Annotated in this window: 22 protein-coding genes and 1 pseudogene; 14 read left to right on the plus strand and 9 right to left on the minus strand. The window is 62.4% G+C overall.

The annotated features are described in order from the left end of the window. On the plus strand, positions 1 to 210 hold a 210-nt coding region (locus L630_RS0104120), incomplete at its 5' end, for a transposase (protein ID WP_024847018.1). Between the two features lie 39 nt (positions 211 to 249). On the opposite strand, the gene L630_RS22755 is transcribed toward L630_RS0104120, so the two are convergent. Both L630_RS22755 and L630_RS20975 read right to left on the minus strand, forming a co-directional pair. Beyond that, complete coding sequence (locus L630_RS22755) at positions 250 to 537, minus strand: hypothetical protein (protein ID WP_144708976.1); 288 nt, start codon at positions 535 to 537, stop codon at positions 250 to 252. A 299-nt stretch (positions 538 to 836) separates the two neighbouring features. Further along, positions 837 to 2056 (minus strand): IS3 family transposase gene (locus tag L630_RS20975; RefSeq protein ID WP_144708978.1). Its coding sequence is split into 2 segments (ribosomal slippage): positions 837 to 1717 and positions 1717 to 2056, totalling 1221 coding nucleotides; the frame shifts between segments, so codons are not numbered across the junction. A gap of 678 nt (positions 2057 to 2734) precedes the next feature. Between L630_RS20975 and L630_RS0104145 the strand changes: the two genes are divergently transcribed. Both L630_RS0104145 and L630_RS20980 read left to right on the plus strand, forming a co-directional pair. Further along, positions 2735 to 3367, plus strand: a complete 633-nt coding sequence (locus L630_RS0104145) for a recombinase family protein (RefSeq protein WP_024847022.1) — start codon at positions 2735 to 2737, stop codon at positions 3365 to 3367. A 429-nt stretch (positions 3368 to 3796) separates the two neighbouring features. Beyond that, positions 3797 to 5467, plus strand: a complete 1671-nt coding sequence (locus L630_RS20980) for a DNA cytosine methyltransferase (protein ID WP_051473092.1) — start codon at positions 3797 to 3799, stop codon at positions 5465 to 5467. A 30-nt stretch (positions 5468 to 5497) separates the two neighbouring features. Here L630_RS20980 and L630_RS0104155 read toward each other — a convergent pair whose 3' ends face one another. The 4 genes and pseudogenes from L630_RS0104155 to gshB all read right to left on the minus strand — a co-directional run bounded on the left by L630_RS0104155 (position 5498) and on the right by gshB (position 10060). Next, complete coding sequence (locus L630_RS0104155) at positions 5498 to 7177, minus strand: DEAD/DEAH box helicase family protein (RefSeq protein ID WP_024847024.1); 1680 nt, start codon at positions 7175 to 7177, stop codon at positions 5498 to 5500. Positions 7178 to 7631: 454 nt separating this feature from the next. Continuing rightward, entirely contained in the window at positions 7632 to 7982 is a 351-nt protein-coding gene (locus L630_RS0104165; protein WP_024847026.1) for a hypothetical protein, read from the minus strand. A 197-nt stretch (positions 7983 to 8179) separates the two neighbouring features. Further along, positions 8180 to 8827, minus strand: a pseudogene (locus tag L630_RS0104170) (magnesium chelatase domain-containing protein); the annotation flags it as partial. Positions 8828 to 9121: 294 nt separating this feature from the next. Continuing rightward, entirely contained in the window at positions 9122 to 10060 is a 939-nt protein-coding gene (gshB, locus tag L630_RS0104175; RefSeq protein WP_024847028.1) for a glutathione synthase, read from the minus strand. A 145-nt stretch (positions 10061 to 10205) separates the two neighbouring features. Between gshB and L630_RS0104180 the strand changes: the two genes are divergently transcribed. Further along, the gene (locus L630_RS0104180) at positions 10206 to 11960 is read left to right on the plus strand and encodes a hypothetical protein (protein WP_024847029.1); all 1755 of its coding nucleotides are present in this window, start codon (positions 10206 to 10208) and stop codon (positions 11958 to 11960) included. Between the two features lie 95 nt (positions 11961 to 12055). Next, on the plus strand, positions 12056 to 13408 hold the full coding sequence (locus L630_RS0104185; RefSeq protein WP_024847030.1) for an EAL domain-containing protein: 1353 nt from the start codon (positions 12056 to 12058) through the stop codon (positions 13406 to 13408). A gap of 3 nt (positions 13409 to 13411) precedes the next feature. On the opposite strand, the gene L630_RS0104190 is transcribed toward L630_RS0104185, so the two are convergent. Beyond that, positions 13412 to 13756 (minus strand): septal ring lytic transglycosylase RlpA family protein, encoded by a 345-nt coding sequence (locus L630_RS0104190; protein ID WP_024847031.1) that lies wholly within the window; start codon positions 13754 to 13756, stop codon positions 13412 to 13414. A 212-nt stretch (positions 13757 to 13968) separates the two neighbouring features. Here L630_RS0104190 and L630_RS0104195 point away from each other — a divergent pair, with 212 nt between their 5' ends. The 3 genes from L630_RS0104195 (at position 13969) to L630_RS0104205 (ending at position 16713) form a co-directional block, all read left to right on the plus strand. After that, on the plus strand, positions 13969 to 14526 hold the full coding sequence (locus tag L630_RS0104195; RefSeq protein ID WP_024847032.1) for a thioredoxin family protein: 558 nt from the start codon (positions 13969 to 13971) through the stop codon (positions 14524 to 14526). 116 nt (positions 14527 to 14642) lie between these two features. Beyond that, positions 14643 to 15863 (plus strand): MFS transporter, encoded by a 1221-nt coding sequence (locus L630_RS0104200; protein ID WP_034329341.1) that lies wholly within the window; start codon positions 14643 to 14645, stop codon positions 15861 to 15863. Positions 15864 to 15894: 31 nt separating this feature from the next. After that, on the plus strand, positions 15895 to 16713 hold the full coding sequence (locus tag L630_RS0104205; protein WP_024847034.1) for a 3-keto-5-aminohexanoate cleavage protein: 819 nt from the start codon (positions 15895 to 15897) through the stop codon (positions 16711 to 16713). A 4-nt stretch (positions 16714 to 16717) separates the two neighbouring features. Here L630_RS0104205 and L630_RS0104210 read toward each other — a convergent pair whose 3' ends face one another. Together L630_RS0104210 and L630_RS0104215 are read right to left on the minus strand one after the other, a co-directional pair. Then, positions 16718 to 16954, minus strand: a complete 237-nt coding sequence (locus L630_RS0104210; protein WP_024847035.1) for an Lrp/AsnC ligand binding domain-containing protein — start codon at positions 16952 to 16954, stop codon at positions 16718 to 16720. Between the two features lie 56 nt (positions 16955 to 17010). Next, positions 17011 to 17841: an alpha/beta hydrolase gene (locus L630_RS0104215; RefSeq protein WP_024847036.1), complete on the minus strand. Its 831-nt coding sequence runs from the start codon at positions 17839 to 17841 to the stop codon at positions 17011 to 17013. A gap of 160 nt (positions 17842 to 18001) precedes the next feature. Between L630_RS0104215 and L630_RS0104220 the strand changes: the two genes are divergently transcribed. The 6 genes from L630_RS0104220 to L630_RS0104250 all read left to right on the plus strand — a co-directional run bounded on the left by L630_RS0104220 (position 18002) and on the right by L630_RS0104250 (position 25868). Then, entirely contained in the window at positions 18002 to 20296 is a 2295-nt protein-coding gene (locus tag L630_RS0104220; RefSeq protein ID WP_024847037.1) for a bifunctional salicylyl-CoA 5-hydroxylase/oxidoreductase, read from the plus strand. 34 nt (positions 20297 to 20330) lie between these two features. Next, entirely contained in the window at positions 20331 to 21086 is a 756-nt protein-coding gene (locus L630_RS0104225; protein WP_024847038.1) for an SDR family oxidoreductase, read from the plus strand. After that, positions 21086 to 21559: a MarR family transcriptional regulator gene (locus L630_RS0104230; RefSeq protein ID WP_024847039.1), complete on the plus strand. Its 474-nt coding sequence runs from the start codon at positions 21086 to 21088 to the stop codon at positions 21557 to 21559. The genes L630_RS0104225 and L630_RS0104230 overlap by 1 nt, the downstream gene beginning before the upstream one ends. Further along, a complete protein-coding gene (locus L630_RS0104235) occupies positions 21556 to 22368 on the plus strand; it encodes an enoyl-CoA hydratase family protein (protein WP_024847040.1) in 813 nt (270 codons plus the stop codon). Before L630_RS0104230 ends, L630_RS0104235 begins: the two co-directional genes overlap by 4 nt. Positions 22369 to 22844: 476 nt before the next feature. Continuing rightward, positions 22845 to 23990, plus strand: coding sequence for an acyl-CoA dehydrogenase family protein (locus tag L630_RS0104245; RefSeq protein ID WP_024847042.1), 1146 nt, complete (start codon positions 22845 to 22847; stop codon positions 23988 to 23990). A 249-nt stretch (positions 23991 to 24239) separates the two neighbouring features. Then, positions 24240 to 25868, plus strand: coding sequence for an AMP-binding protein (locus L630_RS0104250; protein ID WP_024847043.1), 1629 nt, complete (start codon positions 24240 to 24242; stop codon positions 25866 to 25868). The last annotated feature ends 7 nt before the right edge of the window (positions 25869 to 25875 follow it).

A 25875-nucleotide genomic window follows, 5' to 3' on the forward strand; every position in this document is an offset into this window, starting at 1 on the left:
ATCGAACGCCTTAACGGGGAGATCAAGCGGCGCACCGATGTCGTCGGCATATTCCCGAATGACGACGCCATCGTGCGTCTCGTCGGAGCCCTGCTGCTCGAACAGAACGATGAATGGGCCGTTCAGCGTGCCCGCTACATGACGCTGGAAAGCGTCGGACAATTGAGCGATGATCCCTTCATCAGCCTGCCAGCAGTAGCAGCACGCTGACCAACCCGGCCAAGCCGGACAGCACGGCGACCAATGCCGTCAGTTACACCACGCGGTGGGACACCATCCCATATTTGCCAGCTCGTTCAGAGACGCCTCGTCATGGTCCGCATGCAATCGCGTCATCAACCCATCCATTATCGCCCGGCCAATGCTTTGCGACATCGAAAGGGGTTGGTCATTGACCACTTGAGCCGCATCCACATGCGGCAGGGAAAGGCCGAGATCAAACTTATCAACGCCCTCAGCCAGCATCTGAGCAATTGCTGCTGGATCTGCACGAGCTGACAGCACCAACCTTCTTGCCAAATCATCGCCGTGCTGCAACCGCACTAGCCCCGCAAGCGCTTGAGCCACCGTACTACCGTGGGTGCGCCCAGCAGCCACGTAGCCGACCCTATCGGAGCGGACTACAATGGCGAGCTCGCGCTCAGTGTACTCAGCCCCTTGCGGCGGCGGGACCGCATTGAGATCGGCTTCGAGAACGTTAACAACGTTTGGACGTATGCTTCGGTGGGCTCCGGGAACGTGAAGAGATAGATGAAGTCGTATCTCAAATTCCCCCATCAAACGATGCCGGACCTCACACACCTGACCTGGAGTTGCCCCTTAAAAACCGGACAGGATCAGGTTTCTGTTTGACGGTTTAAGAACTCACGAGGCGAGCAATACCCCAAGGCCTTGTGCGGGTGAAGGGTATTGTAGTGTTCGAACCATGAGGGCAGTTGCGCGATAACGGTCACGGCGTCTGGCACGGGGTTGACCGAGACGTAATCGCGCTTGAAGGTTTTCACGAAGGCTTCGGCCATTCCGTTCGACTGGGGGCTTCGGACGGGCGTCGAGCAAGGCTCCATGCCGATATCGATAAGCAGCGATCTGGTCTCCTTTGCGATGAAGCAGGAGCCGTTGTCCGTCAGCCATTCGATTGGCTTTGGAAGGGTGTTGATGAGACCGAAGCGGTTCTCAACAGCCGTGATGACAAGGTCCTGGACGTCCTCGCTCTTGATGCCCTCGGTTGTCGCGACATGGGCAATGGCCTCGCGGTCACAGCAGTCGAGGGCAAAGGCAACGCGGACCTTCTCCTTGTTGTCGCAGCCGATTTCGAACCCGTCTGAACACCAGCGCAGGTTCGATTGCTCGACGGCGACGCGGCCATCGTGACGGCGCGTGTCGGTTGCACCGGTGTGGCGCTGAAGGAGCAGGCCATGCACCTTCATCACCCGGTAGACGCGCTTGGCATTGGGCCATGGGCGGTTTTCGCTGCGGGCTTTACGGCGCAGGATCGCGTGAACCCGGCGATATCCGTAGGTCGGCATATCGTCGATGATCGACTTGATCTCTTCCAGCAGTTCCCGCTCATCGAGCGGCGGCCGCCCTCTGGCTCTGGAAGGACGTTGCTTCACACGTTCCGCAATGTTGGATCGGGCGACGCCCAAGGTCTCGCACACCGCCGTCATCGCGAACCATCCTTCGGCAACGAGAGCGAGCGCAACAGGTGTTTTTTTGACCCTGATGCCATCTCAAGCGCTTCTTTGAGGATTTCGCCTTCCATAGTCTTTTTGCCGAGGAGGCGCTGCAGCTCTTTCACCTGGTTCTGAAGCGCCCTGTATTCGGATGCCGGGACGACCTCTTCCTGCGATGCTGTCGCCGTCAGCGCACCTTGCGCCGCCAATTTGCGCCAGGCGAACAACTGGTTCGGCTGAATGCCATGCCGTCGCGCAACGATGCTGACGGTGATGTCAGGCTCGTAGGTCTCATGGACTATCGCGAGCTTCTCCGCTGTCGACCAGCGACGACGGCGCTCCGGGCCGGACAGCACTTCTATCTTCGGTATGTGACTGGTCATAATGGGCACATTACTCCTAACACTTAACAAGTGGGAGATCGTGTCCGGGCAATTAGGGGGCCACTACATGACCCTGCATGGGAAACGCTGTGGCGTTAACACTTGGCCGTTGGTTCAGCGTTTGGCGTAGTAGCTCTACGAGGTCCTCATCTTCATTGAACCACTCAACCGCTCGATAATGAATAATTCTCTGCAAGACACCCCCCCCCCGTTCCCCAGTCACAGCAGTCTAGCCAACGCGACGTTATTGTCATCAACTTTGACATCTGCGGTCTCGCTGACGCGAAAAGTTGACCTTATCGCCGCGACTTCGATTAGGACTGCCACACCTAGCAACCTGCCACCCCGCTGGCATCGCTGAGTTACCATGGCGATTGACGGCCTCATGAAGCCCCTGCCGAACGAGGGTTTAGACAATTCATGCTGCGCTCCCCCCTACACGCATAGTTTTAGCGGTAGCAGAACGCAATTTTGCGTCATGCCCACATCGGGCAGAATCAGGGGCCGTCGTTATCGACCCTACGAGGGATCACCTGTAAAAGTTGCCGCTTGTCCGCTAGGGTATAGCCATACGGGCACGACCGTTCCCCGCTCAGGGCCTGTCCGCTAGGGTTGACAGGATTCTGCGGACACGCATAATTTCGTACATCACCCATATGGACACTCGGAGACACGCTCGTGGTAACGGTTCTCTACGCCCGCGTTTCGACCGCCGACCAGACGCTGGATCATCAGCTCACCCAAGCCGAACAGGCGGGCTTCACGATTGATACGGTCATCGCAGACCAAGGGGTATCTGGCGTCTCTACGACCCTTCGGGAGCGACCAGAAGGCCGGAGATTGTTCGACATGCTACGCAAGGGCGACACACTGGTCGTCCGGTGGGTAGATCGGCTGGGACGCAACTATCAGGATGTGACAGATACCATCCGGGAGTTCATGCGTAGAGGCGTCATCATCAGAACGGTCATCAACAACATGACGTTCGACGGAGCAACCGCAGACCCTGTTCAGATGGCGGTGCGAGATGCCCTCATCGCCTTTATGGCGGCGACCGCACAGGCGCAATACGAGGCAACCAAGGCCAGCCAGAGGGCGGGCATTGAAGCTGCAAAGGCGAAAGGCCGGTCGTACCTCGGCAGGAAGCCCAGTTATGACCGGGCGACACTGGAGACCGTCAAGAACATGCTGGCAATGGGCACGGCAGGAACAAGCGATATCGCCAAGGCTACAGGCCTGACTCGGCAGACCGTCTTGAGGATCAAGGCAGACCCCGCCAAGGCGGAGGCGGTTCTAGCGGCATGGGAGTGAGCCGGGGCGTCTATTGGTTTTCTTCCCTGTTTTGCACAAGAGGCCAGGATGCTACGCGGCTCCATGTCCGCGCGAGACTGCCATTGGTACTCCCTCATTCCCCCTGTCATGCTGAGCCAGTGAGCGGGACCCCCTACGCTGTGAATGCATCCTACACCGGAAGCATAAAACTTCTGCCATTCCAGTGGCGACTACATCCGGTAGCTCGCTGGCAATTATGGTAAGCCTTAGGGGAGCGACTTTCGCTTCCACTAGCGAATAGTGGCTCATCCGCGTGAACAAAGTTCGCCTCTGGGTGCCGTAGCTATCCGAGGGGGGGTGCTGACCATGACCGCTATGTGGTCCCCGGCTACTAAGTGACCCAATGGATCTTCCCTGCGCAAGGTTCATCAGTTAACCTGCGGCCGCGTGGAAATGCGAGGGCGGAGAGTGAGAGCGATTGACCTTTACGCGGGCGTGGGAGGATGGTCACTGGGCCTGAATCTCGCGGATATCAGCGTCGTAGCGTCTTATGAACGGTGGCGGCCGGCTATCGCTACCAACCGCAGGAATAATCAGCACGACGTCGTTGAAGCCGATATTCGAACCATGCCGCTGGATGCGCTGCCCCGAGATATTGATCTGGTGGTAGGTAGCCCTCCATGCACACAGTTCTCTTACGCAAACCGAGGAGGAAGCGGCGATATCGAGGACGGTCTGAAGGACATAGCCCGCTTCTTGGAGATTGTTGAATATCTGAGGCCGAAGTGGTGGGTAATGGAGAACGTCCCGCGGGTTGTCTCGATCGTAGAGAAGGAGCTCAAAGAGGGGGGATGTCTAGAACGATTTCGACATCTTGAACCCCGCTCTGAGGTTTTTCGTCTCGAGGAGTTCGGCATTCCGCAGCGGAGGCGACGCTGCCTAATTGGAAACATCAACTTTGATCTTCTGCACTCTTACACAAGACAGCAGCCGTCGCTTGCCCTTGGCGAGGTACTTCGCGCTCTTGGAGGCGAAACTGTTGTCGATCCGCTCTACGGCTTCTCCCGCCACAGGAGCCAAGTGAGCGACCACGAGCTTGAGAGGCCCCTTTCCGAGGAGGAGCTGCGTATCAATAGATCGTCCAAGGAGCTGCATCCGGTTTACAACCGAATGCCGTTTCCGGAGCCACTCGACAAACCAGTTCGGACCATAACTGCGGTCTGCACGCGCGTTTCTCGTGAGAGCATCATCGTGGATGGAGGTGCCGGATTTAGGCGGCTGTCAGTAAGGGAGCGCGCAAGCTTGCAGGGCTTTCCGATCGACTACGAGTTCGAGGGGGTCAACTACGCGCAAAAGGCAAGGCTGGTTGGCAACGCCATACCGCCGGTTTTCACATATCTGGTAGGGCAGGCAGCAAAGGGAGTGCTGTCAACCAAAGTGATGCCCTTGAGAAAGGCTTACCATCCACGCCAGATCGCCCAATCAAGGCCCATGTCGACCAAGCCGATCGAGACTGTAGCACGCCGCTTCCCGCCGACTCGGACTTTCCGCTTTGCCATTCCTGCACTTCATTTCAAAAGCGGTGTTCGTTTCGAACTCCATAACCGCGCTGAGCAATCCACTATTCAGTGGGCCGTCGATCTATGGTTCGGCCCCTCCAAGTCCATCAGCCGCCTACGGCCTGACAGGCACCTGGCAGGCCGGCTTGGCGGCGCATTCCTCCGAGCCGGTCTCTGCCTCAGTCACCGCGTGATGGAGCTAGAGAGGTTCTTAGCATCAGTGGACTTTGTGCGTCTCCAGGATGTTTGGGCTCACCAAGGACCGGGAGGCACTCGCCCGTTCGATCTGCTAGACGGATTGGACTATGCAGCGAGCAAACTTGCCACTGATCTGAACCCTTATGAAGAGCTTTCATGTCGCTTGGTGGCCTCAGAAGTCGATTATGCGTTCGCCGAAACCGGCTCACCTCGTGGCGCAGCGAAGCTTCTCAAGAATGCGACAAAAGTTGCTGCTGGGATGCTGGTTTCAGGGGTCTTTAATGGCCATATTGCAGACCAGGTCAAAACATCACCTCTCGCGCCCTTTCTACGGTCCGACGGACCACCGTCCGACTATGCTGCGCATAGGATAGGCGCCTAGTGGGGCTTTAGTCGACCGATGTGCCCGAGCCTAGCTGTCTTTATCCGATGCATCGCCGCCATCGCCCTTTCGACGCGCTTCCATGAATGACGCAAGTCGGCCCCACAGTTCGTCGGGAACCAATTTGGTAAGCTTCAGCATCTGAGCGTCCCCTGTCCTAAGCACAAACTCGCGAACATCACCCGCTATGGCTTCCCCGTCCCTCACCTCCTCTTCATCAACATCAATACCCCTGACAATTGCACCGACACGCAGCGCTTCGTTCAGTGAGATGACATAGTCGTTACCAAACTTGTGTCCACAATGCTGACAGGTTGATGACCGAGCGGGGGTTTGTAGCCCACATTCATCACACGTTCGCAGTCGCTGAACGGGCGCCGGGAACTCGTACCCGCACACCTGGCACTCTTTAGCGCCTCTATCGACCTCGCTGGTGCATGAGGGGCACCGCCGGGTGGTAGGCTGCTTGTCCTCACGTGCTAGCGCGGACATCTCGCCTTCTACCCGGCGAGCATACTCCTCAAAAATCTGGAATGCCGGCATAACGACGTAGGCACGTGTATCGTCCCCAGGGCCATAGTTCCGCACCACTCGTCCAAGTGCCTGTCGGAATGCAAGCTCCGTCTGCGCCTTTGGAAGCAGGACCAGCACCCGCAGACGTGGGATGTCGACCCCCTCTGAGATCATTCCGACGGATACAATCCACCTTCGATCAGTGGCCCGGAACCGCTCGATTCGTCCATCGTGGGGCAAATTACTATGAACGATCGCCGGTCGCTCCCCTTCCATCGCCTCTATCAGATCAACGAAGTACTCGGCCACCTCAATAGAGGGAGCGATGACCAAACCGCCAGCATTGGGCATACGTTCCCGAAGATCATCGAGTTTGGATGATGCCCACTGTACCATTGTGCCTTGATAGCCGTCTAACTTCGGTGAGCCGTCGGATTCATACTGGGGGGTGCAGGCTAGAACGTAGAAATCGAGTGCCTTCTGAAGGCCAGGTATACGTTTGAATTCTCTCGGAAGGTCGGCAGGTTCTTTGCTCGAAATTTTAGCGGATGAACCATCCTCCAGGTCGACCGTGAACTTCCCCTCGTGACGATGGAAGGTGGCGGGCCGACAGTAATGAAGGTCGACGGCTTCTCCGTACGTCAAGGTATAGGTACCCTCCTCCGGATGTTCGATCTTGCCGTGTCTTCGCGGAAGCCAGATGGAGTTCTTGCCATCAGATCGAACCGGGGTACCAGTAAGGATGAGGACGAACTTCGCGCCCGCGAAGGCGGCGTCGGCGCTACTGCCCCACGCTGCCTCAACCGCGGCATGGTGGTGCTCGTCGCAAATAACCAGGACACGCTCACGCTGGCAGACGGCGTGAAATCCGTCAGCCAAATTTTGAATTGCATTCCAAGTGGCGCACACATCAACGTCTATATCATCTGCGTCGGCGGAGGTGATCTTCGACATGTGGCGTCCCGTCACCAGTTGATAGTCAGAAGCCCATTGACGGACCACTTCAACGCGCGGCGCTATTACAAAGACCCGGTCTATAAGCCTGCGCCTAAGGAGTTCTTCAGCGATTGCGCAGGCCGCAATTGTCTTACCTGCCCCTGGGGCAGCATTGATCAGGAAGTGGCGATCGCTGCCTTTCTCAACAAGCCAATTGATTGCCTTACGTAGAGCTTTTGACTGCCAATCCCGAAGTTCCATGTGACTTGCACCTTTCCGCAAATTACATTTCGGGCAGAGTGCCTGACCGTTGTTTAGAACTGTTTTTCCGCCGCGCGAGAAGGGTCTGACATGGTCGCCATGAAAGCCGCGGGTAAGCTTTACTCCACACCTCTGGCATCGGCCGCCAGCAAAGAGAGCCAAAATCCACTTCTGTCTTGCCCCAAAGAAGCGTCTCACCGGCTGACCCAGTACTCCGTGAAGAGGATGTCCCGGATGGGAAGGTTGGGCGGAGGAGTAAGAGACGCATGCTTGTTTATCCGCACCATAGCGGTAGCGTAGTTAACTTTCCTCTGCAGAATCTTAAATTTCTGCTGACGAAGCTCATATACCACTTCCGGAAGATTTGAACATCCAAACAAAACCAGAGCTTCCATACGTGTAATTGGCAAACCGGAAAGGAGGTGCTCCTTTACTGCGGCCACCGCGCTGGCGTTTACAGTTGTCCCTCTTGTTTCTTTTGCAGCCATTCGGACCCCAAGTATTTAGTTATAACAGGCCTGATAGCCGAAAACCGAACCGGATCAAAGTCGTCACGGGAGTCGAACGTCTCTCGCTCCAGGCGAACTAGCCGCCATCCTTGTCTGAATGCCTGGTCGACCGGCATATAGTGGAGCGCCCTGGACTCATCATGCTCGCCGTAGTCATCGGGGAAGCCATCTTGCGCGGCTTTGTAAGCTCGCATGATTGTTGCCGTGAGCCGAGCAACTTCCTTAGTTGGAACCTCTGGCCCAAGTGCCGCCCGCAGTTCGGCAAATATCTGACGAACAAGCAAAGATTGTTTCACATTGTTTTCCACCCTGCCGCAGTAAACTTTCTCCCCTGTATTAAAGCGTGACTAAATTCCCCCCAATGGTCAATGGTAACCTTGCACGACTGTGGGCTGTTTGGCGGAAGGGCACCTCCCCCTCGACGTATCGACTTGTCAGCCTGTCCCTATGGCCTCAGGTAACCAGGTGTGTGTGGGGGGGGGTCTTTTGTGCATAACGTTAAGAGATTATGCGCGCCAGCGGCCGCAATCTCCAGCGCGCGGCGGGCGCTCTCCTGCCCCTTGATGTCGGCAAGGTCGGGCAGGTTCGACGCCGGCGGCTGGATTGCGGGCTCGGGGCGCGAGAGCGCCTGCAGGCCGCGAAAGTGGTTGGCAAGCGCGATCAGGCTGCGCGGGGCGAGGATGTCGATGTCGGCGCCGGCCCATGCGGCCTCCGCACCGACGGCATGCGGGCAGATCAGCCCTTTGCCGAGCGCATTGGCGCCCACCGCGGCAGGCAGAGCGCCGGCGACCGGCGCGGTGGTGCCGTCGAGTGCGAGTTCTCCGACAACGACATAGTCGGCGAGCGCATCCGGCGGGATCGCGCCGAGCGCGGCCATCAGGCCGAGTGCAATCGGGAGGTCATAATGGCTGCCTTCCTTCGGCAGATCGGCAGGCGCAAGGTTCACGGTCACGCGCTTGGCCGGCATGGCAAGGCCGGAGGCATGGAGCGCCGCCTGCACCCGCTCGCGGCTTTCGGCCACCGCCTTGTCAGCGAGGCCGACGATCTGCATGCCCACCTTGCCGGGCGCGACCATGACCTGGACATCGACCGGAATGGCCTCGATGCCCTCGAAGGCGACAGTGGTGACGCGTGCGATCATGCTGCCCCCTGCCTCGCCGCATGGCGGCGTGTCCCCGAACGGAACCTTACGCCTTCAGAGAAGCACAAGCACAACCAATTTACAAGAACATTTGCAGAACACTTTGTTTGCAGGTTGCAGGAGGTTGCATTAGCGGAACGTTTGTTCCTGATGCATTCGGAAATTTGGCCGCGACTATTGATGCGTTGCTTCTGAAGCAGCAACGTCTCCAGCATTTCTACTGGTCAGCGCGGGAGATGCGAAAGGACGGCGGCGGGCGACGCCTTACGGCGCGCCTGCCCGGATAAGAAAAGTTCAGCGCTTGGCTTCGACCGCGTCCCAGAAGAGCGCCGCAATGTCGGCGCCGCCGAAGCGCTTGACCTCGCGCACGCCTGTCGGCGAGGTGACGTTGATTTCGGTCATGTAGTCGCCGATCACGTCGATGCCGACGAGGATGAAGCCGCGCTCGCGCAGCGAGGGGCCGATGCGGGCGCAGATTTCGCGCTCGCGCTCGGTGAGTTCGGTCGGCTCGGCGCGGCCGCCGGCGTGCATGTTGGAACGCGCATCATGCTCGGCCGGGACGCGGTTGATGGCGCCGACCGGCTCGCCGTCGATCAGGATGATGCGCTTGTCGCCCTTGCGCACGTCCTTGAGGTAGCGCTGGACGATGAACGGCTCGCGGAACATCTGGCCGAACATCTCGAGCAGCGACGAGAGATTCCGGTCAGCCTCCGGCAGGTGGAAGATGCCTGCGCCGCCATTGCCGTAGAGCGGCTTGACGATGATGTCGCCGTACTTTTCGCGGAACTCCATGACCTCGCGCGGATCCTTGGTGATCAGCGTCTCCGGCATCAGGTCGGGGAACTCGGTGACGAAGATCTTTTCCGGGCTGTTGCGCACCCAGGCCGGGTCATTGACCACGAGCGTCTTCGGGTGAATGCGCTCCAGCATGTGGGTGGTGGTGATGTAGTTCATGTCGAAGGGCGGGTCCTGGCGCAGCAGGATCACGTCGATCTCGGAGAGGTCAGTGCGAACCGGCTCGCCGAGCGTGTAGTGGTCGCCCTTCACGTCGCGGACTTCCATCTCCTCGATGCGGGCGAAGACGCGGCCATCCTGCATGGTCAGGCGGTCAGGCGTGTAGTGATAGAGCTTGTGGCCACGGCGCTGCGCCTCAAGGGACAGGGCGAACGAGGTATCCCCGGCGATGTTGACCGTAGAGATGTGGTCCATCTGGACCGCGACCTTGAGCGACATGTGACCTTCCCGTGTTCCTGATGCTCTCCGCATTTAGATGCTTGCGGCGCTCTTGCCTAGAGCGGCGGGCAAGGGCGGGCGGCGGCTTTACCCTTTCTGAAGCGGTGCGGGCTAGGCTTCGCAGCGGGAAAGGTGGGGGAGCAGTATGGATATTGCCAATGTCTGTGCAGGCGGGAATTCCCGCTCGAATGCCCTCGGCCATGCCGCGATGGCGCTTGCCGGCACAGCCGCGATGCTAGCCTTCCATACAGCACGCGGATTTCCCTCGCTGGCTGACAGCGGCGGCGACAATGACAGCGTGCTGCGGCTCGTACAGGTGCGCGATCTTCTTGCCGGTCAAGGCTGGTTCGATCCGACGCAGTACCGGATGGGGCTCGAGGGCGGCTTTGCCATGCACTGGTCGCGGCTGGTCGACGCGCCGATTGCGCTGCTGGTCACCTTGTTCGGCGAAACGGTGGCGCTCATCATCTGGCCGAGCCTCCTGTTTGCGGCTTCGCTCTACCTGATTTTTCGTGCCGCCCGCGCGCTCGGCGGGGAAGCAGCGATCCTCCCCGGCTTCATCCTCGGCGGGCTTTCGCTCTATTTCGTCGGCGTGTTCCGGCCCGGCGCGCTCGACCATCACAACGTTCAGCTGGTGCTGACCCTTGCCGCGATCGCCTGCCTGATCGACGGCAAGCGCCCGGCATGGGCAGGAATCTGTGCGGCGGGAATGCTCGCGGTCGGCATGGAGGCCGCACCTTACGCGGCCGCGGCCTGCGTCATCGCGGCGGTATGGTTCCTGTTTGATGGAGAAAGCGGCGCACGGATTGCCCGACGTTTCGGGGCGGGCTTTGCAGCTGCCTGCGCCGCCGTCTTCTTCGGCACGATCGCGCCGCAGTCCTATTTCGCCGCAGCGTGCGACGCCTTCTCGCTGCCGCAGGCGCTGCTGGGCGTCCTTGGCGGGGCGGGGCTCGCGGCCATTGCCTCTGCGCCGGCACCGCAGTCGCGGTGGATTGGCCAGCTTATGGCGCTGGCGGCACTGGGCGCGGTTTGCGGCGCGATCCTCGTTGCGGGATTTCCGCAGTGCCTCGGAGATCCCTATGCCGGTCTCGATCCGCGCCTGAAGGAATTCTGGCTGGGCTCCGTGGTCGAGGCGCAGTCGTTCGTCGCGCTGCTGCACGACGAACCGGCAAAACTGCTGACCGTCTATGTGACGCCCTTGCTTGGCCTTCTGGTGCTTGCCGGAATGATCCTGCGGGCAGAGAAGCGGCGCGAGGCGCTCATCGTCACCGCCTTCCTCGCCATGGCGTTCGCCGTCAGCATCTGGCAGGTGCGCGGCTCGACCTTCTCTGTGCCCCTCGCAACCATCGCGCTGGCGGCCTGGATTGGCGGCGCGCGCGCCCGCGCCGAGCGGGACAAGACGCAAAAGGCGCAGTTCGCAATGGTGCTGTCGTGGATCGTCTCGGCGAACCTCGTCTGGCAGCTGGTCGCGATGCCGTTTCTGTCGGAAGAAGAAGCGGCCGCCGGGGAAACCGCGTCGGAATGCTATGCCCATGCCGACTATGCGGCCGCTGCCGCGCTGCCGCCGGGAACCATCGCCGTCATCTCCAATCTCGGTTCATCGGTGCTTGCCAACACTCCGCACCGGGTACTTGCAGGCCCCTATCATCGCAACCAGCAGGGCAATCTCGCCAATCTCGACCTGATGATGGCGAAGGCTGACGAAGCAGCGGAGCTCGCGCTGAAAGCGGGTGTCGACTACGTCGCGCTCTGCCCCGGTAATCCGGAGACGAATGCGCTCGTGGAATGGGCGCCCGAGGGGCTCGTTGCCGGCCTTGCGGGCGGGCAGGCTCCCGACTGGCTCCAATCTGCCGCAACGGGACCCCTGCTGATATGGCAGGTTCATGTAAGCGACAGGTAATAAAGGGAAATCTGCGGCAACGATACGCTTCCTAAACACTTTTGTGAGAGGGTCTCACTGGGGGAAACCAAACGTACCTAGCGTCAGGGGAGACAATGCCGAACCCGTTTGCCATAGGACCAGTTGCTTCGGAGGGTACAGATCTTGCCTTCACCGATCCGCTGACGGGTCTTGGCAATCTGCGGCGGTTCTTCGACAAGATCGACCGCCTCATCGTCGAGCGCGCCGACGACCCGGCGCCGTTTGCGATCGGCATCCTCGACCTCGACGGCTTCAAGCCGATCAACGACCTGTTCGGCCGCAAGGCGGGTGACGACATCCTGCAGCAGGTGGCGATGCGCCTGCGCGCGGCAATGGATCCGCATTCAACGGTCTCGCGCGTAGGCGCAGACGAGTTTGCCTTCCTGTTTCCGATGGTGTTCAGCGAAGAAGCAGTCGTCGAGCGCACCAACATGCTGATCGAGATCCTGTCGGCTCCCTATGATGTCGGCAACCGCACCGCGCGGCTCTCCGCCTCCGCCGGCTGCTCGCTCCTGTTCTCATGCGATGAAAACACCGAGACGCTGGTCTCGAAGGCGGAAACCGCGCTTTACCACGCCAAGCGCTCCGGGCGCGGCAAGGTGGTGGTCTACACCCGTGAGATGGAAGAAGCCGCCAAGCGCATCACCCGCATCGAGCAGGCGTTGCGCCGCGCCGTTTCCGCCGGCGAGGTCGAGCCGTTCTTCCAGCCGATCGTCGATCTGCGCAGCCGCCGCGTCATCGGCTTCGAGGCACTTGCACGCTGGACCGATCGCGACCTCGGCTTCGTGCCGCCGGACGTATTCATCCCGATTGCCGAGGAGCGCGGCATCATCGGATCGCTGAGCCAGCTGCTCCTGGAGAAGGCGACGCGCGCCGCCAATCAGTGGCCTGACGAGCTATTCCTGTCGTTCAACCTGTCGCCCTCGCAGCTGGTCGACCAGAACACCGCCTACCAGGTGCTGTCGATGCTCGCCCGCAACCAGTTCGACCCGCGCCGGCTCGAGATCGAGATCACCGAGACCGGCCTGATGACCGACGCGAGCTCCGCCGAGAAGATCATCAGCGAATTGCGCGGCGTCGGCATGCGCATCTCGCTCGACGATTTCGGCACCGGTCAGTCCTCGCTCGGACGCCTGCGCGACTTCCAGTTCGACAAGCTGAAGATCGACCGCGCCTTCGTCTCGTCGATCCTCGAGGACAAGCCGTCGGAGCACATCATCCGCGCCATTCTTGCCATGTGCGAGGGGCTCGGCATGAACGTAGTGGCCGAAGGCATCGAGACCGATGCCCAGGCTGCGCGGCTGACGGAATTCGGATGCACCGGCGGGCAGGGCTACCTGTTCGGAAAACCGAACAACTCGGAACTCACCATGGCCTTCCTTCACGAAGTCTATGGCGTCAAGAAACGTTCCCGTATTGCGGTCTGACCCCTAGCCGACCTTCTGCAGGCAGATCTTCGTGTGCCCGGCCCGGATGAACCCGAGTTCCGCCGCGGCTGCCTTCGACAGATCGATCACCCGGCCGCTGATGAACGGGCCGCGATCGTTGACCCGCACCACGACCGACTTGCCGTTGCGCTGGTTGGTGACCTTGATTTTTGATCCGAAGGGGAGAGAGCGGTGCGCCGCCGTCATGGCGGAGGGGTTCATGCGTTCGCCGGAAGCCGTCTTGGACCCGAGCGCATACCAGGATGCACCACCACATTGGGCCGCGGCTTGAACCACCGAGAGAGAGAGAAATGCTGCTGCGAGGGTAACGGCCTTTGATGCCTTCATGCGCCGGGGTGCTCCTGATTGTTGAACCTGGACCCGCGCGTAGAAAGGGAATCAGGCAGGGATCGGACCCTGCCGGACAATTATCGAGTCACAATGTTACATTGCGGCCGTGCAATGCCCGGTTGCATGCCGGGGATTTCCCGCCGCGGAGAGGTTCGCAGCCGCGCGTTTTTCTCTAAGATGCGTCCGACTTCATCCGGAGGGAGGACGAGATGGCAGTGACGGCAGAAGCCGGCAACATCGGCTGGAAAGGGATCGACGCAATCCTGCCCGGCGTCGACGGTAACGATCACCAGCTTTCCGCCCACTGCGGTCCGGGCGGTCTCGTCATCGCCTTCATCTGCAACCACTGCCCCTATGTGAAGGGGCAGATCGAACGCATGGTCGCGGACGCTGCATTTCTCGACGCACACGGCGTCGGCTTCGTCGCCATCAACTCGAACGATGCGACCGCCTACCCGGAAGATTCCTTTGAAAACATGAAGTTGTTCGCACGCGAACACCGCATGCGCTTCCCCTACCTCTACGACGAAGACCAGTCGGTCGCCCGCGCCTACGGGGCGGTTTGCACGCCCGACATCTTCGGCTTCGACGCCGACATGCGGCTGCAGTATCGCGGACGGCTGGATGCCTCACGCCATCGCGACGCGCCGGCGGATCTCAGGCGCGACCTCGTCGAGGCGATGATCGAAATCGCCCGCACGGGCAAGGGCCCGGCGGAGCAAATCCCTTCGATCGGCTGTTCCATCAAATGGAAGAACCCGCAATAGCGCTTCCCTTCTGGCGCGGTCGATAGCCTTCTGTGGCGCTGTCGAGCTCAGGATTGATGGGCCCTAATCAAAGCAGAAAATTTGTGAAGCAGTTTAAGGCTGCGACAGGAAACCTCATGCCTCAGTCATCCCGCCACCCGGACATCGACGGCCGCTACGCCTGGCTTAGACTCATCCTGTCGATCCTGATCGGCACCATCGGCAGCGTCGGCATGTGGTCCGTCGTCGTGGTGCTGCCGGAAGTGCAGGCGGAATTTGCCGTCGACCGCGCCTCGGCTTCGCTGCCCTACACGATGACGATGGTGGGTTTCGCGATCGGCAATGTCTGGCTTGGCCGCTTCGCCGACCGTGCCGGCATTGTCGTGCCGCTGCTGCTGGCAACCGCAGCGCTGTTCCTTGGCTACATCGCTGCTGCGGTCGTCACCTCCATCTGGCTGTTTGCCATTCTGCAGGCGCTGGTTGGCTTTGGTGCTGCCGCGACCTTCGGCCCACTGATGGCCGACCTTTCGCACTGGTTCGACAAGCGCCGCGGCGTTGCCGTCGCGGCGGCCGCCAGCGGCAACTATTTTGGCGGCGCCATCTGGCCGATCCTGATGCAGATGACAATAACCAGCGAGGGATGGCGCTTCACCTATGCGGTCATCGGCATTGCCTGCCTCGTCGGCATGCTGCCGCTTGCCCTGATGCTGCGCCGGCGCGCGCCGCATGTCGGCGCCCCGGCTGGCACCCCTCAGGTTGCACCGCCACGGCAGATCGACCTCTCGCCGCGCGCGCTGCAGCTCCTGCTGGCGATTGCCGGCATCGGCTGCTGCATGGCTATGGCAATGCCGCAGGTGCACATCGTTGCCTACTGCGTCGACCTCGGCTTCGGCGTCGCGCGCGGCGCTGAGATGCTGGCGCTGATGCTGGTCGGTGGCGTGTTCAGCCGCCTCGCCTCAGGCTTCCTCGCCGACTACATCGGCGGCGTGAAGACGCTGCTGATCGGCTCGGTGCTGCAGTGCCTGGCGCTCACCGCTTACATCCCATTCGACGGGCTTGCCTCGCTCTACATCGTTTCGCTGGTGTTTGGCCTGTCGCAGGGCGGCATCGTTCCGGCCTATGCGATCATCATTCGCGAATATCTGCCGGCGCACGAGGCTGGTCAGCGCGTTGGTCTGGTGATCCTCGCCACCATCGTCGGCATGGCGGTCGGCGGCTGGATGTCTGGCTGGATCTACGACGTCACCGGCTCGTATGCCGCAGCCTTCCTCAATGGCATTGGCTGGAACGTGCTCAACATCGCGATCATGCTGTTGATCCTGTGGCGCACGCGCCTGCCTCGCGCCGCCACCGCCTGAAGTTACCAAACAGAAATACAGGAACGTCCCGATGACGAAGCCCTTTGCCATCGCCGTTGCGCCCAACGGAGCGCGCCGCACCAAGGCCGATCACCCGCGACTGCCGATGACTGCATCAGAAATCGCGCGCGACGCCGCCGAAGCGCTGGAAGCAGGGGCGGCGATGATCCACCTGCATGTGCGCGACACAAACGGTGCCCATACGCTGGATGCCGACCTCTACCGCGAGGCGGTGGCGGCGGTGAAGGAAACCGTCGGCGACCGTCTCGTCATCCAGATCACCACAGAAGCCGTCGGCCGCTACACGCCGCAGGAGCAGATTGCGGTGATCGATGCGTTGACGCCGGAATCAGTATCGATCGCACTGCGCGAAATCCTGCCCGAAGGTCAGGATGAGCGCGAGGCGGCGGCACTGTTCGAACGGATCGAAAAGGCCGGCACGCTCTACCAGATCATCATCTACGAGGCGGCCGAGCTGGCGCGGCTCGATCAGCTGGCCGCGCGCGGCATCCTCCCCGAGGGGCCGCTCGCGGTGCTGGCGGTCGCCGGCCGCTACACCGAGCAGGGCGCGACCGACGCCGAGCTCAACGCCTACATCGCCGCAAACATTTCCCGGCACCAGTGGATGATGTGCGCCTTCGGGCCGCAGGAAACGCAGTTCATGATCCGCGCGGCGCATGCCGGCGGCAATGCCCGCGTCGGCTTCGAGAACAATCTCTGGCTGCCCGACGGCTCAATTGCGCCGTCGAATGCGGCGATCGTTGCCGCAACTGCCGCCGGGTGCGCGGCATCCGGCCGTCCGCTCGCCTCCGCGGACGACCTGCGCAGAGGCTGGCGGCTGCCAGCCTGACGCGTCAGAAGGCCTTGAAAGTCAGCGTCGTCAGCGAACGGACAATGCCCGGCACGTTGGCGACGTTGTCGTTGATGAACTTGCCGATATCGACGCCGTCCTCGATGTAGATCTTCATCAGGAGGTCGTAGTCGCCGCTGGTGGAGTAAAGCTCCGACGCGACCTCGCGCTTGAACAATTCGTCGGCGACCTCGTAGGTCCGGCCCGGCGAAACCTGAAGCTGCACGAAAACCGCTCTCATCAAACCTGCTCCGGTAAAAACTGCTCAGTCCTATCTGCCAGAGTTGACGTGCGCCGTCACCCCATCAGCAGCGTGCGCGTCAGCGCATGCTCCGGGTCGGCAAGACCATCAACGACGTTGAAGTGATGGCGGTCGGGTTCCTCCACCGTCATGGCCGTCGCACCAAGGCCAGTCCAGACATTCGCAAGCAGCGCGTTCTGGCGGATGAATTCGGAGCGCTCGCCCGCGCCGACCCAGCAGCAGAGCTTTGCGCCGCTGACCGGCTCGAGCAGCACCGGGCTTTCGGCCCGCGCCTCTGCCGCGTCGAGGTGAAGGCTCGCATTCATCTTCGTGTTGAGGAGCGGGCGAAGGTCGTGCACGCCCGAGATCGAGACGACGTCGGCGATGCGCGCGCGTGTCTCTTCGCCGAGCGGCGAATTGGTGCAGATCATCCGTGTTGCAAGATGCCCACCCGCGGAATGGCCGGTAAGATATATGGGACCTTCGACCAGCGCCGCCGCAGCTTCCACCGCCGCGCCGATCTCCTTGACGATGCCGGAAATGCGGATGTCGGGACAGAGCGTGTAGCTGGGCACCGCCACCGCAAAGCCATGTGCCATCGGCCCTTCAGCGAGATGCGAAAAGATCGTCCCGTCGAGCTTCATCCAGAAGCCGCCATGGATGAAGATGACCAGGCCCTTCGGTGCTCCTTCCGGGAGGAACAGATCGAACAGGTTGCGTGGACGCTCGCCATAGCTCAGCGCGAGCTTGGCGCGGCCTGCTTCCTCCATCTTGGTACGGAAGGGTCCGGAGAGGTCGGCCCAGCGCTGCGGCCATTCCTCGCCGCGCGGAATGTTGGGCGCATTCGCGTAGGCGTCATCCCAGTCGGTAATGCGGTGAAAGATCATGCGGCGCTGCTCCCCTTGAACCGCAAGACCAATCGCGCAGACGCCGCATTCCTGTCCAGCCAGAAATATTTCAACCTTGAAGTTTTATGCTTGAAGGATGCCCTTTTCAGTGTCATCCTGCCTTACAGAATAAAAAACACAATATTGGGGAACGCGGAGAATGAAGGTTGCCGTCCTTGGCGGCGGGCCTGCGGGTCTGTATTTCGCCATCTCGATGAAGTTGCGTGATCCCTCGCATGAGGTCACAGTCTTCGAGCGAAACCGGCCCGACGACACCTTCGGCTGGGGTGTGGTTCTATCCGACGAGACCCTCGATAATCTTGCCGCCAACGACGAAAAGAGCGCAGCAGCAATCCGCGAACACTTCGCCTACTGGGACGACATCGCGGTCGTTCACAAGGGCGTGCGCACGGTCTCGACCGGCCACGGCTTCTGCGGCATCGGCCGTATGCGGCTGCTGATCCTGTTGCAGGAGCGTGCCCGCGAGCTCGGCGTTGACCTGCGCTTCCAGACGGAGGTCGAGGACCACGAAGAGCTGATGGCGCGCTACGACCTCGTCCTTGCCGCCGACGGCCTCAACTCAAAAACCCGCGCCACCTTTGCCGAGCACTTCAGGCCGGACATCGACGTGCGCAAGTGCAAATTCGTCTGGCTCGGCACGCGCCAGAAGTTCGATGACGCTTTCACCTTCATCTTCGAGAAGACCGAGCACGGCTGGGTGTGGGCGCACGCCTACCAGTTCGATGCCGACACGGCGACTTTCATCGTCGAGTGCACGCAGCAGACCTGGGAGAAGTTCGGCTTCGGCGAGATGACCAAGGAAGAGTCGATCGCCACCTGCGAACGGATCTTCAGGGACCACCTCGGCGGCCACAGCCTGATGTCGAACGCCAACCACATTCGCGGTTCGGCCTGGATCAACTTTCCGCGGGTGCTGTGCGAGCGATGGTCCTACAAGAACGTCGTGCTGATGGGCGACGCGGCAGCGACCGCCCATTTCTCGATTGGCTCGGGCAGCAAGCTCGCGCTGGAATCAGCCATTGCGCTTGCCGACTATCTCCACTCGGAGCCCACGCTCGAGGCAGCGTTCGCCAAGTATGAGGACGCACGGCGCACGCAGGTGCTGCGGCTGCAGTCGGCGGCGCGCAACTCGATGGAGTGGTTCGAGGAGGTCGAACGCTATCTCGACCTCGACCCGGTGCAGTTCAACTACGCGCTGCTGACGCGTTCGCAGCGCATCAGCCACGAGAATTTGCGCCTGCGCGACGCCAGCTGGCTCGGCGACGCCGAAAAATGGTTCCAGCAGAAGGCCGGTGCCCCGCACTGCACGCAGCGCGCGCCGATGTTCGCACCCTTCCGGCTGCGCGGGCTGGAGCTCAAGAACCGCATCGTCGTCTCGCCGATGGCGCAGTACAAGGCCGTCGACGGCACGCCGACGGACTGGCACCTCGTCCATTATGGCGAGCGGGCCAAGGGCGGCGCTGGCCTCGTCACCATCGAGATGACGTGCGTGTCACCCGAGGGGCGCATCACGCCGGGCTGCCCCGGCTTCTACAAGCCGGAGCACGAGGCGGCGTGGAAGCGCATCGTCGACTTCGTCCATAACGAGACGACCGCAAAAGTCTGCGCGCAGCTCGGTCATTCCGGCGCCAAGGGTTCGACTCAGGTCGGCTGGGAAGATGCCGACTGCCCGCTGCCCGAAGGCAACTGGCCGCTGATCTCAGCCTCGGCGACACCGTGGCAGGAAGGCAACCAGGTGCCGAAGGCGATGGACCGCGCCGACATGGACATGGTGCGCGACCAGTTCGTCGCTTCCGCCGAGATGGCGAACCGCTGCGGCTTCGACATGCTGGAGCTGCACATGGCGCACGGCTACCTGCTGTCGTCCTTCATCTCGCCGCTCACCAATTTGCGCACCGACGAATATGGCGGCTCGCTGGAAAACCGCATGCGGTTCCCGCTAGAGGTGTTCCACGCTGTGCGCGCCGTCTGGTCCGACGACAAGCCGATTTCGGTGCGCATCTCGGCCAATGACTGGGTCGGCGACGAGGGCGTGACGCCGCAGGAGGCGGTCGAGATCGCCCGGATGCTGCAGGCTGCCGGCGTCGACATCTGCGACGTCTCGGCCGGCCAGACCTCGAAGCGCGCGCGCCCCGTTTATGGCCGCATGTTCCAGACGCCGTTCTCCGACCGGATCCGCAACGAGACCGGCATGGCGACCATGGCGGTCGGCAACATCTACGAGCCGGATCACGTCAACTCGATCCTGATGGCCGGCCGCGCCGACCTCGTCTGCCTCGCCCGCCCGCACCTCGCGGATCCCTACTGGACGCTGCATGCGGCCGCGAAGCTCGGCGACAAGGGCGTGACCTGGCCGAACCCGTACCTGCCCGGCCGCGACCAGCTCTACCGCCTCGCCGAACGCGGGCCGGAGCTGATGACGGGGAAGGTGTGATGATGGCCAGCCGCCCCAATTCGGAGATTTCCGCATGACGAGATTCAAGCACGCATTGGTAACGGGCGGCGGTACCGGTATCGGGCAGGCGATCGCGGAAAGCCTTGCGGGCGCCGGAATGGAAGTCACCATCTGCGGGCGCAACATAGAGCCGCTCGAAAAGGTGGCATCGCGCAATCCGCGCATCCATACGCTCACCTGCGACGTCACTGACGAAGACTCCGTTGCCGCGCTCTACGAAACCGCACAGGCGGCGCGCGGCAATTTCGATGTCATCATCGCCAATGCCGGCATCGCCACCAGCGCGCCGGTGGGCAAGACCTCGCTGGCGATGTGGCAGCAGACACTGGCGGTCAACTTGACGGGCGCGTTTCTGACCGTCCGTCCGGCGATGGACACGATGAAGCGGGCTGGTGGGGGACGCATCGTGTTCATCGCCTCCATCGCCGGGCTCAAGGGCGCGCCGTACATCGCCGCCTATACCGCCTCCAAGCACGGCGTCGTCGGGCTGATGCGCTCAATGGCTGCCGAGCTCGCGCGCACGCCGGTGACCGTCAACGCCGTCTGCCCCGGCTATGTTGAGACGCCGATGCTCGAGCGCACCATCGCCAACATCATCGAGAAGACCGGCCGCGACGAGCAGACCGCGCGGGAGGCAGTCGCCCGCGGCAATCCGCAGGGACGCATCATCGAGCCGCAGGAAGTTGCCGACGCCGTCATGTGGCTGTGCTCGGACGGCGCGCGCTCCGTGACCGGCCAGACCATCGCGATCACCGGAGGCGAGCAGTGATGGACGCACCCGCTGCGGAGCCGGCTGCCCAGCAGAACAACCGCGAGCGGCTACGCCTGTGGATCCGGCTGCTGCGCGTTGCGCGCATCGTCGAGGGCGAGCTGCGCGAGCGGCTGAAGCGCGAGTTCGATTCAACGCTGCCGCGCTTCGACGTCATGTCCGCGCTCTACCGCGAACGCGAGGGCATGCTGATGAGCGACCTGTCGCGCTTCCTGCTCGTCTCGAACGGCAACGTGACCGGCATCGTCGACCGGCTGGTGAGCGAGGGACTCGTTGTCCGCTCGAGCCGCGAGGGCGACCGCCGCACCTCGATCGTACGGCTGACCGATGCCGGCGTCGAACGTTTTGCCGCAATGGCGGAAGCCCACCGCAGCTGGGTGGAGGAACTCCTGCACGACATCAGCGAGGACGACGCGCGCGAGCTGTCATCGATGCTGAAGGCGTTCCGCAGCAACTGGGAGAGCGAACATTGACCAACATGGCCGGCCTCAAGCCGCAGCATTTCATCTGGCAGGTCGAGGACCGTGCCGCGACGATCCGGCTCAACCGGCCGGAACGCAAGAACCCGCTGACCTTCGACAGCTACGCCGAGCTGCGCGACACGTTTCGCGCGCTGGCCTATGCGGATGATGTGGACGTCGTCGTCTTCCTGCCGAACGGCGGCAATTTCTGCTCGGGCGGCGACGTGCATGACATCATCGGCCCGCTGGTCGGCATGGACATGAAGGGCCTGCTCGCCTTCACCCGCATGACCGGCGACCTCGTCAAGGCGATGATCGCCTGCGGCAAGCCGGTAATCTCGGCGGTCGACGGCGTGGCGGTCGGCGCAGGCGCCATCATCGCCATGGCCTCGGACTTGAGGCTCGCGACGCCGGAGGCAAAGACGGCATTCCTATTCACTCGCGTCGGCCTTGCTGGCTGCGACATGGGCGCGTGCGCGATGCTGCCGCGCATCATCGGCCAGGGCCGCGCCGCGGAGCTTCTCTACACCGGCCGCACCATGAGCGCGGCCGAAGGCGAGCGCTGGGGCTTCTACAACCGGCTGATCGAGGCAGGCGAGCTCGAAGCCGAGGCGATCAGGCTGGCTAGGCAGATCGCCGCTGGCCCGACCTTCGCGCACGGCATCACCAAGACCCAGATCAACCAGGAATGGTCGATGGGGCTCGAACAGGCGATCGAAGCCGAAGCGCAGGCGCAGGCGATCTGCATGCAGACCAAGGATTTTGAGCGCGCCTACCACGCCTTCGTCGCCAAGGAACGACCGGTGTTCGAAGGGAACTGAGATGCGAACCGCCGCCCCCTCCACCATGCTGCGCATGGTCCCCCTCCCCCGTAAACGGGGGAGGATCCAGCGCTGGTGGCAAGGAAATCGCGAAGCCGGAAACGGTCAGGCCTGGATCCTCGGGTCAAGCCCGAGGATGACGAGGCGGGAAGGTTTGCGGAACAACGAAGGGCGTCGCGATTGGGCTGAGCACCGGACTTTCTTCGTCATGCCCGGGCTTGACCGGGGCATCCATGCCGGAACGCCGATGACATGGGCACGGACGATGCTCACATGCGCGACGCCCGGATCCTCCCCTGCGCAGCGGGGGAGGTGGCGCGAAGCGCCGGAGGGGGCGTGCAATGCACGAGAGATAGCGGACACGTTGGCGCTCACCCTCGCCCCCTCCACCATGCTGCGCATGGTCCCCCTCCCCCGTAAACTGGGGAGGATCCAGCGCCGGCAAGCGCGCACAGGCGTCCCGAGGAGCCTTGCCCATGGCTGATCGCAGCTTCCTTTCCTGGCCGTTCTTCGAGGAGCGCCATCGCGAGCATGCCGAAAGGCTGGAGGAATGGTGTGCGGCCAATCTTCCCGTCGATCACCATGACGTTGATGCGGCCTGCCGCAAGCTGGTCGAAACCCTCGGCGAGGCGGGGTTCCTGCTGCCGACGGCGATCGACCCCAACAATCCGCAACCGCTCGACGTGCGCACCCTTTGCATCTCGCGCGAGACGCTGGCGCGGCATGACGGGCTCGCCGACTTCGCCTTCGCCATGCAGGGACTTGGCACCGGCGCGATCAGCCTGTTCGGCACGCCCGAGCAGCAGAGGTGGTTGGAAAAGACCCGCACCGGCAAGGCGATCTCCGCCTTCGTGCTGACCGAGCCGCGCTCGGGCTCGGACGTCGCCAACATGGAAATGACCGCGACACGCGATGGCGGCGACTACATCCTTTCCGGCGAAAAGACCTGGATTTCCAACGGCGGCATCGCCGATCTCTACTGCGTCTTTGCCCGCACCGGCGAAGCCCCGGGTGCGAAGGGAATTTCCGCCTTCCTCGTGCCGGCCGACACGCTCGGCCTGAAGATCGCCGAGCGGCTGGAGACGATTGCGCCGCATCCGCTGGCGCGGCTCGTCTTCGATGATATGCGCCTTCCCGCCTCCGCGATGATCGGCAAGCCGGGCGAAGGGTTCAAGATCGCCATGTCGGTGCTCGACGTGTTCCGCTCGACCGTGGGCGCGGCGGCGCTCGGTTTTGCCCGCCGCGCGCTCGACGAGACGCTGGCGCGCGTCAGCCAGCGCCAGCTGTTCGGCGCGCCTTTGTTCGACCTGCAGATGGTGCAGGGCAATGTCGCGGAAATGGCGCTCGACGTCGATGCGGCGGCACTTCTCGTCTACCGCGCCGCGTGGACGAAGGATTCTGGGGCTGCGCGCGTTACCCGCGAGGCGGCAATGGCAAAACTCTACGCCACCGACCGGGCCCAGTCCGTGATCGACAAGGCGGTACAGCTTCATGGCGGCGACGGTGTGAAAAAGGGGCACATCGTCGAGAGCCTTTATCGGGAAATCCGGGCACTCCGCATCTACGAGGGCGCGTCAGACGTCCAGAAGGTGGTGATCGCCCGGCAAACAATGGGAGCATGACGAAATGAGCCAGTTTGGCAGCCAGGTAGGCTGCATCACCGAGGACGGGTTGCGCGAGACGGCGGCGGTTGGGCGCGGCAATACCCCCACCCCTTACCCCTCCCCACAAGGGGGAGGGGAATTGGGAGAGGTAGCACCTCTCACAACGCTGAAGAATCGGGTTCGGCATCCCAGAATCCCCCTCCCCCTTGTGGGGAGGGGTAAGGGGTGGGGGTCGCCTCGCTCGCACGCCTCAGCAGGGGGGCGAGCATGAACCTTGGCCCCAGCGCGCACGTAGACACCTTCTGTCGCGACAACCTCCCGCCATTCGCGCAGTGGCCTGAGCTGCCGCAGGCGGGGTTTGAATATCCGGAATACATCAACTGCGCCGTCGAGCTCACCGACCGTTTGGTCGAGAAGGGTTTTGGCGATCGCACCGCGCTGATCGGCAACGGGCGCCGGCGCACCTACAAGGAGCTGGCCGACTGGACCAACCGCCTCGCCCGCGCTCTGGTTGAGAACTATGGCGTGAAGCCCGGCAACCGCGTGCTGATCCGCTCACCCAACAATCCGGCGATGGTGGCGTGCTGGCTGGCCGCGACGAAGGCGGGCGCGGTCGTCGTCAACACCATGCCGATGCTGCGCGCGGGCGAGCTCGCCAAGATCGTCGACAAGGCGGAGATCTCGCTCGCCCTGTGCGACACGCGCATCAAGGACGAGCTGATCGCCTGCGCCAAGGAGAGCCGCTTCCTGAAGCAGGTTGTCGGCTTCGACGGCACCGCCAACCATGACGCCGAGCTCGACCGCGTCGCTCTCGACAAGCCGGTCACCTTCGAGGCGGTGAAGACGGGACGCGACGACGTCTGCCTGCTCGGCTTCACCTCCGGCACCACGGGCGTTCCCAAGGCGACCATGCACTTCCACCGCGACGTGCTGATCATCGCCGACGGCTACGCAAAGGAAGTGTTGAACGTGACGCCGGACGACGTGTTCGTCGGCTCGCCGCCACTTGCCTTCACTTTCGGCCTCGGCGGGCTTGCCGTGTTCCCGCTGCGCTTCGGCGCCGCCGCGACGCTGCTCGAAAGCGCGACACCGCCCAACATGATCGAGATCATCGAGAAGTACCGGGCGACGATTTCCTTCACCGCGCCGACCGCCTACCGGGCGATGATGAAGGCAATGGACGAAGGAGCGGACCTGTCGTCGCTGCGCATCGCGGTTTCCGCGGGCGAGACGCTGCCCGCCCCGGTCTACGAGGAATGGACCCGCAAGACTGGCAAGCCGATCCTCGACGGCATCGGCTCGACCGAGATGCTCCACATCTTCATCACCAACAGGCTGAACGACCACGCGCCCGGCACCACCGGTCGTCCGGTCGGCGGCTACGAGGCAAAGATCGTCGATCTCGACATGAACGAGGTGCCGCGCGGCACGGTGGGGCGTCTCGCGGTGCGCGGGCCGACCGGTTGCCGCTATCTCGCAGACGAGCGCCAGCGCGAGTATGTCCGCGACGGGTGGAACCTCACGGGCGATGCCTTCTACCAGGACGAGGACGGCCGCTTCCACTTCGCCGCGCGCGCCGACGACATGATCGTCTCGGCCGGCTACAACATCGCCGGCCCCGAGGTCGAGGCCGCGCTGCTTTCGCACGACCTTGTGGTCGAATGCGCGGTGATCGGCGCGCCGGACGAGGAGCGCGGGCAGGTCGTCCAGGCGCATGTGGTGCTGGCGGAAGGGGCGCCGCGCACCGACGAAACGATGCGGCTCCTGCAGGAGCACGTGAAGGCGACCATCGCGCCCTACAAATATCCTCGGTCGATAAAATTCGTCGACGCGCTGCCAAAAACAGCAACCGGAAAGATCCAGCGCTTCCGCCTGCGCGAGCTGGGCGGAACATGAAGCTGGA

This window comes from Aminobacter sp. J41, assembly GCF_000526635.1.
GTDB lineage: Bacteria > Pseudomonadota > Alphaproteobacteria > Rhizobiales > Rhizobiaceae > Aerobium.

What these genes read in the sequence shown, in the direction of transcription:
- L630_RS0104155 (WP_024847024.1), bottom strand. Translation starts at nt 7,177, where the DNA reads ATGGAACTTCGGGATTGGCAGTCAAAAGCTCTACGTAAGGCAATCAAT.
- gshB (WP_024847028.1), bottom strand. Translation starts at nt 10,060, where the DNA reads ATGTCGCTCAAGGTCGCGGTCCAGATGGACCACATCTCTACGGTCAAC.
- L630_RS0104180 (WP_024847029.1), top strand. Translation starts at nt 10,206, where the DNA reads ATGGATATTGCCAATGTCTGTGCAGGCGGGAATTCCCGCTCGAATGCC.
- L630_RS0104185 (WP_024847030.1), top strand. Translation starts at nt 12,056, where the DNA reads ATGCCGAACCCGTTTGCCATAGGACCAGTTGCTTCGGAGGGTACAGAT.
- L630_RS0104190 (WP_024847031.1), bottom strand. Translation starts at nt 13,756, where the DNA reads ATGAAGGCATCAAAGGCCGTTACCCTCGCAGCAGCATTTCTCTCTCTC.
- L630_RS0104195 (WP_024847032.1), top strand. Translation starts at nt 13,969, where the DNA reads ATGGCAGTGACGGCAGAAGCCGGCAACATCGGCTGGAAAGGGATCGAC.
- L630_RS0104200 (WP_034329341.1), top strand. Translation starts at nt 14,643, where the DNA reads ATGCCTCAGTCATCCCGCCACCCGGACATCGACGGCCGCTACGCCTGG.
- L630_RS0104205 (WP_024847034.1), top strand. Translation starts at nt 15,895, where the DNA reads ATGACGAAGCCCTTTGCCATCGCCGTTGCGCCCAACGGAGCGCGCCGC.
- L630_RS0104210 (WP_024847035.1), bottom strand. Translation starts at nt 16,954, where the DNA reads ATGAGAGCGGTTTTCGTGCAGCTTCAGGTTTCGCCGGGCCGGACCTAC.
- L630_RS0104215 (WP_024847036.1), bottom strand. Translation starts at nt 17,841, where the DNA reads ATGATCTTTCACCGCATTACCGACTGGGATGACGCCTACGCGAATGCG.
- L630_RS0104220 (WP_024847037.1), top strand. Translation starts at nt 18,002, where the DNA reads ATGAAGGTTGCCGTCCTTGGCGGCGGGCCTGCGGGTCTGTATTTCGCC.
- L630_RS0104225 (WP_024847038.1), top strand. Translation starts at nt 20,331, where the DNA reads ATGACGAGATTCAAGCACGCATTGGTAACGGGCGGCGGTACCGGTATC.
- L630_RS0104230 (WP_024847039.1), top strand. Translation starts at nt 21,086, where the DNA reads ATGGACGCACCCGCTGCGGAGCCGGCTGCCCAGCAGAACAACCGCGAG.
- L630_RS0104245 (WP_024847042.1), top strand. Translation starts at nt 22,845, where the DNA reads ATGGCTGATCGCAGCTTCCTTTCCTGGCCGTTCTTCGAGGAGCGCCAT.
- L630_RS0104250 (WP_024847043.1), top strand. Translation starts at nt 24,240, where the DNA reads ATGAACCTTGGCCCCAGCGCGCACGTAGACACCTTCTGTCGCGACAAC.